At 64.5% G+C, this 15012-nt stretch carries 15 protein-coding genes and 2 tRNA genes; 11 read left to right on the forward strand and 6 right to left on the reverse strand.

The features are described from left to right. The first annotated feature begins 48 nt into the window (after window positions 1-48). Window positions 49-124 (forward strand) — tRNA-Asn (locus AWB75_RS10565). A 78-nt stretch (window positions 125-202) separates the two neighbouring features. Then, window positions 203-278, forward strand: a tRNA-Asn gene (locus AWB75_RS10570). A gap of 94 nt (window positions 279-372) precedes the next feature. On the opposite strand, the gene AWB75_RS10575 is transcribed toward AWB75_RS10570, so the two are convergent. Genes AWB75_RS10575 through AWB75_RS10585 form a run of 3 tightly spaced genes read right to left on the reverse strand, consistent with a single transcriptional unit; the run spans window position 373 to window position 3103 of the window. After that, a complete protein-coding gene (locus AWB75_RS10575) occupies window positions 373-963 on the reverse strand; it encodes a LutC/YkgG family protein (protein ID WP_061124019.1) in 591 nt (196 codons plus the stop codon). Next, window positions 960-2363: a lactate utilization protein B gene (locus tag AWB75_RS10580; protein ID WP_061124020.1), complete on the reverse strand. Its 1404-nt coding sequence runs from the start codon at window positions 2361-2363 to the stop codon at window positions 960-962. The genes AWB75_RS10575 and AWB75_RS10580 overlap by 4 nt, the downstream gene beginning before the upstream one ends. Beyond that, complete coding sequence (locus AWB75_RS10585; RefSeq protein WP_061124021.1) at window positions 2360-3103, reverse strand: (Fe-S)-binding protein; 744 nt, start codon at window positions 3101-3103, stop codon at window positions 2360-2362. The genes AWB75_RS10580 and AWB75_RS10585 overlap by 4 nt, the downstream gene beginning before the upstream one ends. 125 nt (window positions 3104-3228) lie before the next feature. Here AWB75_RS10585 and AWB75_RS10590 point away from each other — a divergent pair, with 125 nt between their 5' ends. From AWB75_RS10590 to AWB75_RS10620, 6 genes are all read left to right on the forward strand, one after another. Then, window positions 3229-3972 (forward strand): FadR/GntR family transcriptional regulator, encoded by a 744-nt coding sequence (locus AWB75_RS10590; protein WP_061124022.1) that lies wholly within the window; start codon window positions 3229-3231, stop codon window positions 3970-3972. 297 nt (window positions 3973-4269) lie between these two features. Continuing rightward, window positions 4270-4746 carry a CreA family protein gene (locus AWB75_RS10600; RefSeq protein ID WP_061124023.1) on the forward strand — a complete coding sequence of 159 codons (477 nt, stop codon included), beginning with the start codon at window positions 4270-4272 and terminating at the stop codon, window positions 4744-4746. A gap of 77 nt (window positions 4747-4823) precedes the next feature. Then, window positions 4824-5645: a helix-turn-helix transcriptional regulator gene (locus AWB75_RS10605; RefSeq protein ID WP_061124024.1), complete on the forward strand. Its 822-nt coding sequence runs from the start codon at window positions 4824-4826 to the stop codon at window positions 5643-5645. Window positions 5646-5792: 147 nt separating this feature from the next. Then, window positions 5793-6482: an AzlC family ABC transporter permease gene (locus tag AWB75_RS10610; protein ID WP_235012060.1), complete on the forward strand. Its 690-nt coding sequence runs from the start codon at window positions 5793-5795 to the stop codon at window positions 6480-6482. 2 nt (window positions 6483-6484) lie between these two features. Continuing rightward, complete coding sequence (locus AWB75_RS10615; protein WP_061124073.1) at window positions 6485-6808, forward strand: AzlD domain-containing protein; 324 nt, start codon at window positions 6485-6487, stop codon at window positions 6806-6808. 166 nt (window positions 6809-6974) lie between these two features. Beyond that, entirely contained in the window at window positions 6975-7739 is a 765-nt protein-coding gene (locus tag AWB75_RS10620) for a DUF4088 family protein (RefSeq protein ID WP_061124026.1), read from the forward strand. A 5-nt stretch (window positions 7740-7744) separates the two neighbouring features. Here AWB75_RS10620 and AWB75_RS10625 read toward each other — a convergent pair whose 3' ends face one another. The 3 genes from AWB75_RS10625 to AWB75_RS10635 form a co-directional block, all read right to left on the reverse strand. Continuing rightward, window positions 7745-9931: an ATP-dependent helicase gene (locus tag AWB75_RS10625; RefSeq protein WP_235012056.1), complete on the reverse strand. Its 2187-nt coding sequence runs from the start codon at window positions 9929-9931 to the stop codon at window positions 7745-7747. Between the two features lie 103 nt (window positions 9932-10034). Further along, complete coding sequence (locus AWB75_RS10630) at window positions 10035-10292, reverse strand: hypothetical protein (RefSeq protein ID WP_061124028.1); 258 nt, start codon at window positions 10290-10292, stop codon at window positions 10035-10037. 73 nt (window positions 10293-10365) lie between these two features. Continuing rightward, entirely contained in the window at window positions 10366-10797 is a 432-nt protein-coding gene (locus AWB75_RS10635; protein WP_061124029.1) for a hypothetical protein, read from the reverse strand. Between the two features lie 301 nt (window positions 10798-11098). On the opposite strand from AWB75_RS10635, the gene AWB75_RS10640 reads away from it, so the two are divergent. The 3 genes from AWB75_RS10640 to AWB75_RS10650 all read left to right on the forward strand — a co-directional run bounded on the left by AWB75_RS10640 (window position 11099) and on the right by AWB75_RS10650 (window position 15007). After that, a complete protein-coding gene (locus tag AWB75_RS10640) occupies window positions 11099-11320 on the forward strand; it encodes an RNA-binding S4 domain-containing protein (RefSeq protein ID WP_061124030.1) in 222 nt (73 codons plus the stop codon). 230 nt (window positions 11321-11550) lie between these two features. After that, the gene (locus AWB75_RS10645) at window positions 11551-12999 is read left to right on the forward strand and encodes an MATE family efflux transporter (RefSeq protein ID WP_061124031.1); all 1449 of its coding nucleotides are present in this window, start codon (window positions 11551-11553) and stop codon (window positions 12997-12999) included. A 418-nt stretch (window positions 13000-13417) separates the two neighbouring features. Continuing rightward, window positions 13418-15007, forward strand: coding sequence for a phospholipase D family protein (locus AWB75_RS10650; protein ID WP_235012061.1), 1590 nt, complete (start codon window positions 13418-13420; stop codon window positions 15005-15007). The last annotated feature ends 5 nt before the right edge of the window (window positions 15008-15012 follow it).

The raw sequence follows: 15012 nt of genomic DNA on the forward strand, positions 1-15012 counted from the left end.
ACACCGTAGCAGCAGCCCCCTATAATTTCGCTTCTCTGCTGTAGATGTTCCCCGATAGCTCAGTCGGTAGAGCGCCGGACTGTTAATCCGTAGGTCCCTGGTTCGAGCCCAGGTCGGGGAGCCAAAGCTCCAGCAAGTCGGTTTCAAAAAAACCCAGTCAATCGGCTGGGTTTTTTATCTCAGTCGCACCTGTTTCAGTTGTTCCCCGATAGCTCAGTCGGTAGAGCGCCGGACTGTTAATCCGTAGGTCCCTGGTTCGAGCCCAGGTCGGGGAGCCAAAGTTTGTAAGCGGCTTCATTTGAAAAGCCCAGTCGCGCGACTGGGCTTTTTCGTTTCTCTGCAACGCTTTCCCGCACGCCGAAGCCGGCCGCTTCACGCAAGCCACACGACAGTCAGCGAGCGCACGCCCTGTGCGCCGCGAATCAGCACACCTTCGATATCCGCCGTCGCCGACGGCCCCGTCACGAGCACCGCATAACGCGCCGATTCGAAATCGTCACGCCGATACACCTGCTGCAAGCCTTCGACGAGCGACGCAGGATCGAGCAGCACGACGAGATGCTGCGCGAGATAGCCGATCGAATTCACGACGTATTCGACTTCGCTGAACCACACCGAGCCTGTTTCCGCGACGCCGAAGCGCCCTCTCACGATGCCTACGTCGACATCTTCGAGCGATGCCGGCACGGTATCGGGCGAAAGCGCGCGGTTGCCGTCGACGCCGGGCACCGCCGATGCGATCACCTTCGCGTCCGGAAAGCGCGCGGCGATGAGCGCGTTCACATCGCTCAAATTAGCCGCTTCGACGCACGCGCCGCCCATCGCCGTGAGCGCCGCCGTGAAGCGCGCCTTCGGATCGCCATCGGCCGAGGAAACCGCGGGAAACACGGGCACCTCGGGGCGCGGGCGCGACGCGGGCTGCGCCGCGCGGATCTTCGACAAAAAAGCTTCGCGAGTCGTCATTTGGCGGCCTTCCGGTTCTTGCGATACCACTCGTGAAAAGTCTCGACGGGCGCTTCGGGCAGATCGCGCTGACGTCCCCAGATATTGAGCGGGTTATAGAGCACGAAGTTGGGCAAGCGCTTCAACGCGCCGCCGAGCGATGCGACCGTTGCCCGATAAAGCGTCGGACTCGCGAGCAGCCGCCCCGCCATCTTCAGGACTTCCTGCTTCACGAACGGCACCTCGTGCTTCTCGGCGATCACCGCGCGCCACTTGTAGATCTGCTCGTGGATATTCACCTTGACCGGGCACACGTTCGTGCAACTGCCGTTCATCGTCGATGCGAACGGCAGCGCGCTGTAGCGCTTCAGATCGTACGTCGGGTTGATGATCGCGCCGATCGGCCCGGAATACGTGCCGCCATACGACAAGCCGCCGCTTCGCCGATAAACCGGACACGTGTTCATGCACGCGCCGCACCGGATGCACTTGAGCGAGTACCAGAAGTCGTCCATCGCAAGCCGCTCGGTGCGGCCGTTATCGACGAGGATGAAGTGCATCTCCGTGCCCGGCCGCGGCTTGCGAAAGTGCGACGTGTATTGCGTGATCGGCGAGCCGAGCGCGCTCCTCGACAGCATGCGGACGAACACGCCGAGGTCGGCGATCGTCGGAATGAGCTTTTCGATGCCGATCGACGCGATATGCAGCGGCGGCACGTTGGCCGACAAATCCGCGTTGCCCTCGTTGGTGCAGACGACGACCGTGCCTGTCTCCGCGACCGCGAAGTTGCAGCCGGTCATGCCCGCCGTCTTTTCGCGCACGAAGTACGGCCGCGTGTGCATGCGCTGGCTTTCGGCGAGATAGTGGATGTCGCTGTTCTTCGGATCGGTGCCGATGGTCTTGCCGAACAGATCGGCCACGTCCGCGCGCAGCTTGTGCACGGCCGGCACGACCATGTGACTCGGGTCCTGATGATCGAGCTGCTGGATGCGCTCGCCGAGATCGGTTTCCATCACGGTGATGCCGCGCGGCTCCAGGTAGTCGCGCATTCTGCACTCGTCGGTGAGCATCGACTTGCTCTTGACGAGCGATGTCATGCCGCGCTCGCTCATCAGCTCGTAGACGAGCGCGTTGTGCTCCTCCGCATTCGCCGCGAAATGCACGACGACGCCATTCTTCTCGGCCTGATCGACGAATTGCCCGATGTAGTCCGCGAGATTCGACAGCGTGTGCTCCTTGATGCCCGACGCGAGTTCGCGCATCGTTTCCCATTCGGGAATGCCGTGCGCCTGCGCATCGCGCTTGGAGCGCAAATCCCACAGACGCTTGTCGTGGAACGCGACGTGATCCGGCTTTTGCAGGAACGCGCCCGCCGCTTTCGCGTGATCGATACGAACGGTTTTAGTCACGGTTTTGCTCATCCTCGCGCTCCGTTCAGAACCTGCGCGATGTGAATGAATTTCGCGTCGAGCTTCATGCGCTCGGCGCAGCCTTGCTGATGCATGAGACACGACATGTCGCCCGACACGATGTACTCCGCGCCCGCGCCGACGTGATCGCGCACCTTGTCCTGTCCCATGCGCACGGACACGGCCTCTTCGGTCACGGAAAACGTTCCGCCGAAACCGCAGCACTCGTCGGGGCGCGCGGGCGACACGAACTCGATGCCCTTCACGCCTTCGAGCAGCGCGCGTGGCTTCGAAAAGCGTGCGCCCGCGACTTCCGAATTCGATGTCTCGCGCAGATGCCGCACCGCGCTGCAACTGTTGTGCAGCCCGACGCGATGCGGAAACTCGGCCCACGGAAACTCCCGCACCTCCAGCACGTCGTGCAGGAATTCGACGAGCTCATACGTATTGCCACGCACCTTCTGCACGGCGCTCGTCTGCTCGATCGCGGTGAAGTGCTCGCGCACGTGATGCACGCAACTCGCCGACGGCCCGACGATGCAGTCGTAGTCGGCGAAATTGCGGGCGAACACGCGCTCGGCGCCCGCAGCTTCCTTGTGCGCGCCGCTATTGGCCATCGGCTGGCCGCAGCAGGTCTGATCCTGCGGATAGTCGACGTCGACCCCGAGCCGCTCGAGCAACTCCAGCGTGGCGATGCCGATCTGCGGATAGAACGCGTCGATGAAACAGGGAACGAACAAAGCGACTTTCATGGCGATCCGGTGCCTGGACGTGGGGAGATTTTGGTAAGCTTGGTCTGACCAAGACTTTAATGAGATGCCTCTTTCGTGTCAAACTCGGGCAATCCCATGTTTTCAACCTGCCTTCGCGTCGAACGATGACTTTCCAGCCCGTCCATGCGCATTCCTACGCCCGCGTGCGCCTCTCCGATGTCGTGTCCGGGCAGATTCGCGAGCTGATCTCGAACGGCACGCTGCTGCCGGGCCAGCGCCTGCCCGCCGAGCGCGATCTGGCCGAGCAGTTGAACGTGTCGCGCCCGTCGCTGCGCGAGGCGCTGATCCGGCTGGAGTCCGACGGTTTCATCCGTGCGGCCGGGCGCGGCGGTTTCGTCGTGTCCGATGTGACCGCGCCGCTCGTATCGCATCCGCTCGCGGCGCTGCTCGAAGAGCAGCCGAATGCAAGCGCCGACGTGCTCGAACTGCGCCACGGGCTCGAAACGCTGTCCACCGCCTATGCCGCCGAGCGGGCGACCGAAGCCGATCTCGAACGCATCGCCGCCGCGTTCGATGCGTTGCAGACCGCCGTCGCCGAGAAAAGTACGCGCATCGCGGAGAGGGACGCGGCGTTCCACCTCGCGATCGCGGACGCGACGCACAACGTCGCGCTCGCGCACGTGATGCACGGGCTCGACGAACTGGTCCGCGAATCGATGCTCACGTCGCATCGGCTCGTCGATTACGACGATGAAGTCGAAGCGAACCTGATGGCGCAGCATCGCGCGATCTTCGAGGCGATCGTCGCGCGCGATCCGGCGCGGGCGCGCGAGTGCGCGGGCGCGCATCTCGATTACGTGCGCACGCTGTATCGCGACCGGCCGGCAAAGAAAAACCGCGCCGCTTAAATCCGATGACATTACGAATCTGTAAGCCGCGCGAAAGTGATGATAGGACGCGGCCTACATGCATTTCGGACGCGCACGGCTAACGCGCATCGATCTTCCCCGCGATACTGGAATCGTCAACAACAACACGCGAAGGAGGACAACATGCCTTATCTACTCGGATGGCTGCTCGGCGTACCGGTGATCGTTCTGGTGATTCTGTATCTGATCTTTCATTGACCGGCAGCGCGGCACGCATCAAAAAAGCCAGGGGCGTCGATACAATACGACGCCCTTTCTCTTTTCCGAAGGCTGTCGATGAATCACTCCCTCCTCACGCTCGCCGCATCGCTCACCGTGGTTTCCGGCGCGGGACTCGCGCACGCCGAGGAAATCGCCAGCGTTAACACCAACTTCCGCTTCACCGGTTCGGACCGCGTCACGGTCGAGGCTTACGACGATCCGCTCGTCGAAGGCGTGACCTGCTATGTGTCGCGGGCGCGCACGGGCGGCGTAAAAGGCACGCTCGGCATCGCGGAAGACCCGACCGAAGCGTCGATCGCGTGCCGTCAGGTCGGCCCGATCAAGTTCGTGCAACCGCTCAAACAGAAGACCGACGTGTTCTCGGCGAGCATGTCGTTCATCTTCAAGACGCTGCACGTGGTGCGCATCGTCGATGCGAAGCGCAACACGCTCGTCTATATGACCTACAGCGACCGCGTCGCCACCGGCAGCCCGAAGAACAGCGTGACGGCGGTGCCGGTTCCCGCAGGCACGACCATACCGGTGAAGTGACGCGGCAACTGTCCGTTATCCGGCGAAACAAAGTTGTAAACTGTGCGATTTCCCTGACCGTTCGCCTTTCTCGCGCCATGACCACCGCCCGCTTCCGCAATGCCGCACGCTACTGGCGCTCGCCGCTCGTGCCGGACGCGGACATGGTCACGGCCGAATACTACGATCATGAGTTCACGCCGCATTGGCACGACGCCTACACCGTGCCGGTGATCGAAGCGGGCGCGGAGTGTTACGACTATCGAGGCGCGCATCACGTCGCCGAGGCCGGCTCCGTGCCGGTGATCAATCCAGGCGAAGTGCACACGGGCGCGCGGGCCGTCGATGCCGGCTGGCGTTATCGCGTGTTCTATCTGCCGGTGCCGTTCGTCGAAGACCTCGCTCGCGACATGTCGGCGCAAACGACGTCGCCGCCGTGGTTTCCCGTCGACATCATTCGCGATCCCGATCTGGCGCGGCGGCTAATGATCGCGCATCGGCTGCTGGAAGACGGCGCCGATCCGCTCGCCGCGGAACTCGCCCTCGTCGATGCGACGACGACGCTGCTCGGACGGCACGCGCTCGAGCGCCCGGATGTCGCGCCGCTCGCTGCGGACGCCCGCCGCGTCGCGACGATGAAATCGCGCCTCGCGGACGATCTCCTGGAACCGCTGACGCTCGCCGAACTCGCGCAAACGGTCGGCCTCTCGACCTTTCACGCCGCGCGCCTCTTCACGCGCGAGACCGGTCTTGCACCGCACGCGTGGCGCAACCAGATGCGCATCGTGCGCGCGCTCCCGGCGTTGCGCGCGGGCGCATCCGTCACCGATGTCGCCGCGGCGAGCGGCTTCACCGATCAGAGCCATTTCACGCGCCATTTCAAACGCACGTTTGGCGTGCCGCCCGGCCGCTGGCGCTGAGTCCATCGGCGGCATCGACGGACAGGAAAGCGCAAGAACGTACAAGCATTCGAAGCGGCGGCGTACGTATCCTCGCTTCCATAGGAGGACATCTTGAAAGCAACACCTTTGCGCGAGTTCGCCGCCGGCGCCCGCGACACCATTCCGATGATGATCGGCGCCGCGCCCTTCGGCGTGATCTTCGGCACGCTCGTCACCGCGAGTCCGCTGACGCTCTGGCACGGCCAGCTGATGTCGCTCGCCGTGTTCGCGGGCTCGGCGCAGTTCATCGCGGTCGGGCTGATCGCATCGCACGCGAGCTTCGCCGTCATCTGGGCGACGACGCTCGTCGTCAATCTGCGTCACGTGCTGTATTCCGCGACGCTCGCGCCCTATGTCGCGCATTTGCCGCGCCGCTGGCGCTGGGCGCTCGCGGGCGTCATGACCGACGAAGTCTTTGCCGTCGCCTACGCGCATTATCGGAAGCGCGCGCCGGGGGAGACCGGGCCGCACTACTTCCTCGGCTCGGGTCTCTCGATGTACCTGAACTGGCAGCTATGGACGCTCGTCGGACTGCTGTTCGGCGCGGCGTTTCCCGGTCTGAAATCGCTCGGCCTCGACTTCGCCATGGTCGCGACGTTCATCGCGATCATCGTGCCGCAGCTCGTCGCGGTGCGCTTCGTCGCGGCGGCCGCGGCTTCCGGCGTGCTGTCGTTCGCGTGGCAAGGGTGGCCGTACAAGCTCGGGCTGCTCGCCGCCGTGTTCGTGGGCGTCGCGGTGGGCATGGTGCTCACGCTGATGGAAAACCGGCCGCAGACGAAGCATCGCCTGAAGAACGCCAAGGAGCGCACGCAATGACGATGAACTACGTCTGGTTGATCATCGGGATGGCGCTCGTGACCTACGTGATCCGCGCCGCCGTCTTCGTGCTGGGCGAACGCCTGCCCTTTCCGCCGGTCGTGCGCAGCGCGCTCTCGTTCGTGCCGGTGACGGTGCTCACCGCGATCATCGTGCCAATGACCGTCTCGCCGCACGGCAACGGCGCCGAGCTCACGTGGCGCAATCCGCAACTGGTGGCGGTGCTCGTCGCGGTCATCGTTTGCGCGCTCACGAAACGGCCGCTTTTGACGATCGCCGTGTCGCTCGCGGTATTTTTCCTGTGGCAGTTCGTCGTGCTGCGCTAGACGTTTTCCGCCGATCCACTGCCGATCGGCTTTCAAAAAGCCTCGAAGAAGTCTCAAGTTCCCGGAAAGCGCGCCGATATCAGAAACGAATGGACTCCGCCCGAAAGAGCGGCGCCGCCAGCATTTCCCGCCCTCGGCGCACCGGAGGGCGGAACCGGGAACCAACATGCGTCAAATCACCCTTTCGCTTCGCGACGAGACGATTGCTTCGCTGGAACGCGACTTCGAAGCGTTCTTGCGTCTGTCGCTGAAGCTCGATCCACAATTCGTCACGCCATCGTTCGAGGACTTCCTGCGGGCGAAGCTGCTCGACAACCACACGCCGCTCACCGAGCAGGCCGTGCAGCGCATGCTCACGCACGGCCAGTACGCGTGGGCGAAGCGCGCGCTCGACAAGGAGTTTCCCGACGTCGTCGAAATCCTGATCCGTCAGGCGGCCGGGCACGGCTTCGCATTCGCGATCCGCGCCGACTGGACCGCGGAGGATCTCGTGAGGGCGTCGCGCGAATGGGCGATGGCGATCGTCACCGAAGCGAAGGGCGACGTGTCGCAAGTGGACATGCTCGCATCGCAGATCAAGTCGGCGGCGGCGGATATCCGTGAAGTCGAGGAAAAGATGCAGACGCCCGCGTGGCGCCTTGCCGATTCGCTGCGCCAGCGCGTGTACGAAACGAAAATTTCGGTGGAGACGAGCATCGGTTCGACGGCGCGCGAAAAGCTCGGCGAATTGCGCTGCCTGCTGCGGCTGGGCATCGTCTATGGATCGATTCAGAAGCAGGAGGCGCAGCAGGTGCTCGAATACCTGCGCTCGCTGCGGCCCGAGCTTTTCGTCGAAGAGCCCCACGACGGCTTCACGCGCTTCGCCGCGTGGCTGCGCAGCATCTTCGCGCCGGCGCCGCGTGCGCCGAGCACGTCACGCGCGCCGCGATAAGCGTTTCAGTCCCACATTCCTTTCAGGCGCGCCGCGATATCGATTTTCGCTTTCGCCGCCGCCGCGAGCCCCGCAGCCGTCGGCGCGGCGGGCGCGATAACCGGCGGCCATGCCGCCGCCTCGAAGTTCTGCATCAGATGCGGCGGGATGAAACGCGTGCGCTGCGCCCATACGTGCCGGTCGCCGAGATGCGTCTGGTTGTGCACGTAGAAACGCTGCGGCGTGACGATGTGCAAGTCTTCCTTTGCGCGCGTCATCGCGACATAGAGCAGACGCCGTTCTTCGTCGATTTCCTCGTCGCTGCCCGTGCCGAGATCGGACGGAATACAGCCATCCACGCCGTTCAGCACGAACACGTTGCGCCACTCCTGGCCCTTCGCCGAGTGAATGGTCGAGAGAATCAGATAGTCCTCGTCGAGTAGCGGCACGCCGGATTCGTCGCTCGTCGCGTCGGGCGGATCGAGCGTGAGCTCGGTGAGGAAGCGCTCGCGCGTCGGATACGTCGACGCGATGCTTTCCATCTGCAATACGTCGCCGATGCGGATCGCCGCGTCTTCGTGGTTGCGCTCCAGATGCGGCTCGTACCAGCGGCGAATCATCTCGAACTCGGCGGGCCAGCCGGATTCGCGGCCGCAGAGTTTCGCCATCAGGCCGACGAAGCGCGGCCAGTCATCGCTGGCGCGCGCGGGCGCGTGGAACGCCGCGATTGCGCTCGATGCCACCGCGTCGGGCGCGCTCACGCTATCCAGCAAGCGCCCGGCGATTGCCGGCCCGACGCCCGGCAATAGTTGCGCGACGCGAAAGCCCGCGACGCGATCGCGCGGATTCTCCGCCCAGCGCAGCACCGCGAGCACGTCTTTCACGTGGACGGAATCGAGAAACTTGAGGCCGCCGAATTTCACGAACGGAATGTTCCGGCGCGTGAGCTCGATTTCGAGCGTCGCGCTGTGATGCGCCGCGCGAAAGAGCACCGCCTGCGCCTTCAGCTTCATGCCCGACTCGCGCGCCTCCAGCACTTTCTCGACGACATAACGCGCCTGATCCGCCTCGTCCGCGACGCTGACGACGCGCGGCTTTTGCGCCGAGGCCTTGTCGGTCCACAGATTCTTCGTGTAGCGCTCGGACGCGAGGCCGATCACCGCGTTCGACGCCTCCAGGATCGGCTGCGTCGAGCGATAGTTGCGATCCAGCGTGACGGTCGCGGCGGGCGGATCGAAATGGCCGGGGAAATCGAGGATATTGCGCACCGTCGCGCCGCGGAACGAATAGATGGACTGCGCATCGTCGCCGACGACCGTGAGGCCGCGCCCGTCCGGTTTCATCGCCAGGAGAATGGATGCCTGCAGGCGATTCGTGTCCTGATATTCGTCGACGAGCACGTGATCGAAACGGCTCGCGAGATCCGCGGCCACCGACGGCTCCGCCGCGAGATGCGACCAGTAGAGCAGCAGATCGTCGTAATCGAGCACGCTTTGCGCCTGTTTCGCGCTGACATAGGCGGCGAAGAGGCGCTTGAGGTCGGCTTCCCATTCGCGGCACCACGGATACGACTGATCGAGCACGACGGCAAGCGAGGCGCCCGTGTTGACGACGCGCGAGTAGATCGCGAAGCACGTCGACTTGGCTGGAAAGCGCTTTTCCTTCGACGACAGACCGAGTTCGTGCCGCACGAGATTCATGAGATCGGCGGAATCTTCGCGGTCGTTGATGGTGAACGATGGCGCAAGTCCGACGAGATCGGCGTAATCGCGCAGCAAACGCGCGCCGACGCCGTGAAACGTGCCCGACCACGTCAGGCCCTGCGCGATGGCGCTCTTTTTCCCGAGCGCGTTCATCGCGATACGCGTCACGCGCCGGGTCATTTCGAGCGCCGCGCGCCGTGAAAACGTGAGCAGCAGGATGCGATGCGGGTCCGCGCCCTTCACCAGCAGATGCGCGACACGATGCGCGAGCGTGTTGGTCTTTCCCGAACCCGCGCCCGCGATAACGAGCAGCGGTCCGCCACGGCGGTCGGGTTCATCGACGCCGAATTCGACGGCCTCGCGCTGTGCCGCGTTGAGCTTCGCGAGGTAGTCGGCGACTTGCTTCGCCGTGGATTCGGCGGTGGATCGGGAAGCGGCGTCGGCGGTATCGGGAAGCGTGAGCACGGAGGAAAGGCGGCGGGAAATGAGTGACGCACACTGTATATCCATACAACCCGCGCGCGCAAGTCTTTGGCCCGATTGCGCTTTTGGCCCCAAATGCAACGAGCCCGGTCCGCACGGAGCCGGGCTCGCATCGCTACTTCGAAGAGCGTTACTGCGCCTTCTTCGCGTTCTTCACTTTCGCGTCGGCGGCGGCTTCATTGGCTTCGGATTGCGCCTCCGTTTTCTTCTTGTCGGCCTTGGCCTGCGCGACGGCGGAGTCCTTGTCGGCCTCGGCCTGCTTCTTCGCGGCCTTCTGATCGGCCTTCGTCGGGGCGTCGCTCGTCGTCTGCGCGAACGATGCCACGCTCGCGCTCGCGAACGTTCCGGCGATCAACGCGGCCAGCAGTGCGTGTGTTTTTCGATTCATGATGTCCTCCCTTGTTTTCGATGGATGCCGCAAGACCATCTGCGACGAGCAGCGGCCTCGCGGCGCATCACGCTCAGTGCTGCAGGCCCGTATCCTTCGGCGTGCCCGGCTCTGTCGCGTTCAGTTCCGCCTTGGCGGCGTCCTTGTCCGCCTTGCGGTTGATCTTGGCGTTCTGCAGTTCTTCCTTGTACTGCGCCTTGGCCTGCTGGTTCTGCGCCTTCAGTTCGGCCTTCGACGCTTTCTTCGACGCGCGATATTCGGCGTTCGCCTCGGCGTTCGCGTTGCGGCGCTGGACGAGCGGATCGGTCGGCGCCGGCTCGACGACGTTGTGCGGCGGCGGCGTCACGGGCGCTTGTCCGGCCATTTGGCCCGGCATCTGAGCCGGCGCGGCCTGCATGGTTTGCGGCTGAACCGGCGCGGATTGCGTCGTGGTCTGGGCATAAGCGCCGGATGCGGCGAGCGTGGCGATGGCGGAACCGATCAAAAGGATTCGTGCGCGAGTCATGAGCTAGTCCTCTCTGTAGTTGGCGTCGGCGGCGCTCTGACGACGATGAAACGAGCGATCCGCGCGACTTTTGTCGATTGGAAAGATGACCGAAGCTGCATCGATCAAACAGTCGGACGGCGTGCGATCGGGCGAGTTCTCGAAAACCAGTCATTGTTACCGACGGTTTCATCTGGCTACATTTGCCAGTCACTGCCCTTGCGACCGTATTACCGGCGTCCGCGATGCAGACAGCACGACGCATGCCCAGGACAGCAGCGGCCGTGGTTTATCATGGAGGCCTTTCCTGTCTCACCGTCCCATGCCTGCACTTCAATTCACCCTCACGGGCGACTACATCGAACTCCACAACCTGCTCAAGCTGATGGGTCTCGCGGACAGCGGCGGCTCGGCGAAGGCGCGCGTCGCAATGGGCGACGTCACCGTCGACGGCCAGATCGAGACGCGCAAGACCTGCAAGATTCGCGCGGGGCAGAAAGTGAAACTCGACGGCCAGACCATTCAGGTCCGCGCGCCCAAATAGCTTCGCGACGACTTGCGCGCGCACGCCGCGCGCTTGCCAAAACCCGGCCATAAGCGAACGGGTGATCGACATGCGGCACGCGACGCAATAAGCTAGTCGTCTTTCGTTCTGGTTTCAGCGTCGGTTTCCATCAGCGCGTTTGCGCTCGTGTTTTACGTCCCTTCGCTTTCCAGTCCACGGCGCTCAGTGCACTGACTGATGCGCCGTCATCGCTTCGAATCCGATCGATCATGCAACCGCACGTCACGCGCGCCGCACGCGCGCATCAAGGACCGCCGAGTCTCTCGCGTCACGCCGTCGATACGGCGCGCCTCGCCGCGCCGCTCGCCATCGCGCAACTTTCGCAGATGGCGATGGGCGTCACCGACACCATCCTGCTCGGCTCGCTCGGCCCCGACGCGCTCGCCGCGGGCGGTCTCGGCGCGAATCTCTTCTTCGTCGTCGTGACGCTCTTGCAAGGCGTGCTGACGTCGGTTTCCGTGTCGGTCGCGCATGCACGCGGCGCGAATGCCGATGACCGCGTGCCGGGCATCTACTGGACGGGGCTCGTGCTTTCGGTGCTGCTCGCCGTGCCCGCGTTCGTGCTGCTGAGCTATGCCGAACCGATTCTGCTCGCGTTCCACGAGCCCGCGACGCTCGCGAAGAACGTCGGCGAATACTGCGCGGTTTTGCGCTGGGGAACGCCGGGCAGTCTCATCGGCATCGGGATGATGCGCGCGTTTCTCCCCGCGATCGGCGCGGCCCGGAGGCTCTTGTGGATTTCCATCGGCGGCGTCTTCGTCAACGGTTTTCTCAACTACGGCCTGATTCACGGCGCGTATGGCCTGCCGCGCGAGGGCTTCCTCGGCTCGGCGGCGGCGACGACCATCACCGTCTGGCTGACGGCGGCGGCGCTCGTCGCGGTCCTGCATCTGCGGCCGCGCTACAGGCACTTCGTCGTGCGCGCCCGCCCGCGCCTGCCGCTGATGGGCGAACTTTTCGGCATCGGCTGGCCGGTCGCCATCACCTACGGCGTCGAATCGACGCTCTTTCTCGCCACCGGCATGATGGTCGGGCTGCTCGGCGAAGCGCCGCTCGCCGCGCATCAGATCGCGCTCAACGTCGCGTCGGTCGCGTTCATGGTGCCGCTCGCGATCGGTCAGGCGGCGAACGTGCGCGTGGGCTACTGGGTCGGCGCGGGCGTGCCCGTCGCGGCGCGGCACGCAGGCTTCGTCGCGCTTGCGCTCGGCGTCGGCTTCATGATGTGCTCGGGGCTCGTGCTGATCACCGTGCCGCGCGCGATCGTCGGCATGTATCTGCATCTCGACGATCCCGCCAACGCGCATACCGTCGCGCTCGCGGCATCGCTCCTGGGCGTCGCGGCGGTGTTCCAGATCGTCGACGGCATGCAGACGGTCGGCTCCGGCTGTCTGCGCGGCCTGAAGGACACGCGCATCCCGATGCTCGCCGCCGCGTTCGGCTACTGGGGCGTCGGCTTTCCGACCGGCTACGTGCTCGCGTTCCACTTCGAACTCGGCGCGAAGGGACTGTGGTGGGGACTCGCCGCGGGTCTCGCGAGCGTCGCCGCCTTGATGACGCTGCGGTTTCATCGCATCAGCCGGCGGTTCATCGAGACGGGTGTCGCGCCCAGACCCGACGACGCCGATGCCGTGAGCGCCGCGCCGCACGGCCACGGTTGATAAGCACCCGAGCCACGCACCGATATACATAGCAGGAATGCTTGGTTTGTCCGCGCGGGGCGCATTGCTACGATGAACCCGTCTCCTCCTTGAGACATCTGTGACAGGGGTTGTCAGCCCGCTTTCAGCCAGCGGGGTTTTTTTCGTCCTTTCGCTTTGTTTCCTGCGGCGCGCGCGGCGTCCCGCACGGCCGTGTGCCGATTCCCCTTAGAATAATTTCGAGACGCAAGGCGCAAGAACGCTTCTTGCTTTTCACATGTCGTCCGTCGCGCGTGTGAACACGTGTGAGCCGGAACAACTAAAACGAGGAATTGAAGTGTTGGAAAGCCGGGGGATCGGGGAAGTGGCAGCACGTATTCAAGATCATATAAATCGGCGTGTCACGTCGAAGGGACGATTCGGCGCCGCCGTGCGCAACATGGCCGTCGTCGTGATGATGACGGCGCTCGCCGCCTGCGCGGAGCGTCCGCCCGCGACCGCGTTCGAGCGTCCGTCGAGCCAGGCGCTCTCCACAAGCGAAGCGACGCCCCTCGCGGCGGCCCTCGCGCCGCTGGAACGGCAGCATCCGGACGAATCCGCCGTGCGTCTGCTGCGCACCGGCACCGATGCGCTTCAGGCCCGCATCGCGCTCGCGCGCGCGGCGACGAAGACGCTCGACATGCAGTACTACATCGCCGAGGAAGACAACACCGGCAAGCTGCTGCTCGGCGCCGCGCTCCACGCGGCGGATCGCGGGGTGCGGGTGCGCATGCTCGTCGACGATCTGAACTTCAAGGACATCGACCGCATCATGGCGGCGCTTAACTCGCACGACAAGATCGAAATCCGCGTGTTCAACCCGTACGGCAGCGCGCAGCGCAGTTTCTCCGAGCGCACGCAGAACTTCTTCACGAACTTGAGCCACTTCACGCGCCGTATGCACAACAAGGCGATGATCGCGGACAACCAGATCGCGATCGTCGGCGGGCGCAATCTCGGCGACGAATACTTCAGCGCGAGCCCGACGCTGCAGTTCCGCGATCTCGACGTCTTCGCCGCCGGCCCCGTCACGCAGCAGATTTCCGCGAGCTTCGACGACTACTGGAACAGCTCGCTCGCCTACCCGCTGCGTGCGCTGAACAAGCAGAAGTTCGATCCGTCCGAGCTCGACAAGACCCGCGACGATCTGCGCGCGCACTGGCGTCAGCAGGCCGATCCGCTGAACGCAAAGCCGCTCAACGCGACGCCGCTCGCGCAGCAGATTTCGCGCGGCGAGATGGGGCTCGTGTGGGCGCCGACGGAGTTCTGGGTCGACTCGCCGTCGAAGATCGAGCGTCCGAGCGACGACTACAAAAGCCCGCCGATGACGCGCCTCGTCGATCTGCTGAAAGACGCGCAGAGCGAATTCCTGATCATCTCGCCCTACTTCGTGCCGCACGATACGGGCGTGAAGGCGCTCGGCGCGCTGACGAAGCGTCGCGTGCGCGTTGCGGTGCTGACCAACTCGCTCGCCGCCACCGACGCCGTCGCCGTGCAGGCCGGCTACGCGCCGTATCGCGTGCCGATGCTGCAAAACGGCGTCGAGCTGTACGAATTCAAGCCGATTCAGGCCGAAGGCGAAGCCAGTCCGCGCGCGGGCCTGTTCGGTTCGCAATCGCGCGCGAGCCTGCATGCAAAGGCCTATGTGATCGATCGGAGTATCCTCGTGATCGGCTCCATGAATCTCGATCCGCGCTCGGCGAAGCTGAACACCGAGCTCGCGCTCGTGATTCACGACAAGGCCATCGCCAGCGAAGCAGCACAGCTCTTCGCCGACGGCATCTCGCCGAAAGTGAGCTGGCGGGTGCAACTGGCGAGCGCGGCGGTCACCGACGAGCTGCGGCGCACGGGCGCGCCGGAGTCGGGCCTCGTCTGGACCGCCGAGGAGAACGACAGCCTCGTCACCTGGAATTTCGATCCCGAGGCGGGTTTTTATCGCAATCTGATGGCGGGCATTTTCAAGCTCCTGCCCGTCGACAAGCAGCTCTGATCCAA

Source organism: Caballeronia catudaia, from assembly GCF_001544755.2.
In the GTDB taxonomy this organism is placed as follows: domain Bacteria; phylum Pseudomonadota; class Gammaproteobacteria; order Burkholderiales; family Burkholderiaceae; genus Caballeronia; species Caballeronia catudaia.

What these genes read in the sequence shown, in the direction of transcription:
- AWB75_RS10580 (WP_061124020.1), bottom strand. Translation starts at nt 2,363, where the DNA reads ATGAGCAAAACCGTGACTAAAACCGTTCGTATCGATCACGCGAAAGCG.
- AWB75_RS10575 (WP_061124019.1), bottom strand. Translation starts at nt 963, where the DNA reads ATGACGACTCGCGAAGCTTTTTTGTCGAAGATCCGCGCGGCGCAGCCC.
- AWB75_RS10615 (WP_061124073.1), top strand. Translation starts at nt 6,485, where the DNA reads ATGAACTACGTCTGGTTGATCATCGGGATGGCGCTCGTGACCTACGTG.
- AWB75_RS10585 (WP_061124021.1), bottom strand. Translation starts at nt 3,103, where the DNA reads ATGAAAGTCGCTTTGTTCGTTCCCTGTTTCATCGACGCGTTCTATCCG.
- AWB75_RS10650 (WP_235012061.1), top strand. Translation starts at nt 13,418, where the DNA reads ATGGCCGTCGTCGTGATGATGACGGCGCTCGCCGCCTGCGCGGAGCGT.
- AWB75_RS10590 (WP_061124022.1), top strand. Translation starts at nt 3,229, where the DNA reads ATGACTTTCCAGCCCGTCCATGCGCATTCCTACGCCCGCGTGCGCCTC.
- AWB75_RS10630 (WP_061124028.1), bottom strand. Translation starts at nt 10,292, where the DNA reads ATGAATCGAAAAACACACGCACTGCTGGCCGCGTTGATCGCCGGAACG.
- AWB75_RS10645 (WP_061124031.1), top strand. Translation starts at nt 11,551, where the DNA reads ATGCAACCGCACGTCACGCGCGCCGCACGCGCGCATCAAGGACCGCCG.
- AWB75_RS10600 (WP_061124023.1), top strand. Translation starts at nt 4,270, where the DNA reads ATGAATCACTCCCTCCTCACGCTCGCCGCATCGCTCACCGTGGTTTCC.
- AWB75_RS10605 (WP_061124024.1), top strand. Translation starts at nt 4,824, where the DNA reads ATGACCACCGCCCGCTTCCGCAATGCCGCACGCTACTGGCGCTCGCCG.
- AWB75_RS10620 (WP_061124026.1), top strand. Translation starts at nt 6,975, where the DNA reads ATGCGTCAAATCACCCTTTCGCTTCGCGACGAGACGATTGCTTCGCTG.
- AWB75_RS10610 (WP_235012060.1), top strand. Translation starts at nt 5,793, where the DNA reads ATGATGATCGGCGCCGCGCCCTTCGGCGTGATCTTCGGCACGCTCGTC.
- AWB75_RS10635 (WP_061124029.1), bottom strand. Translation starts at nt 10,797, where the DNA reads ATGACTCGCGCACGAATCCTTTTGATCGGTTCCGCCATCGCCACGCTC.
- AWB75_RS10640 (WP_061124030.1), top strand. Translation starts at nt 11,099, where the DNA reads ATGCCTGCACTTCAATTCACCCTCACGGGCGACTACATCGAACTCCAC.
- AWB75_RS10625 (WP_235012056.1), bottom strand. Translation starts at nt 9,931, where the DNA reads ATGGATATACAGTGTGCGTCACTCATTTCCCGCCGCCTTTCCTCCGTG.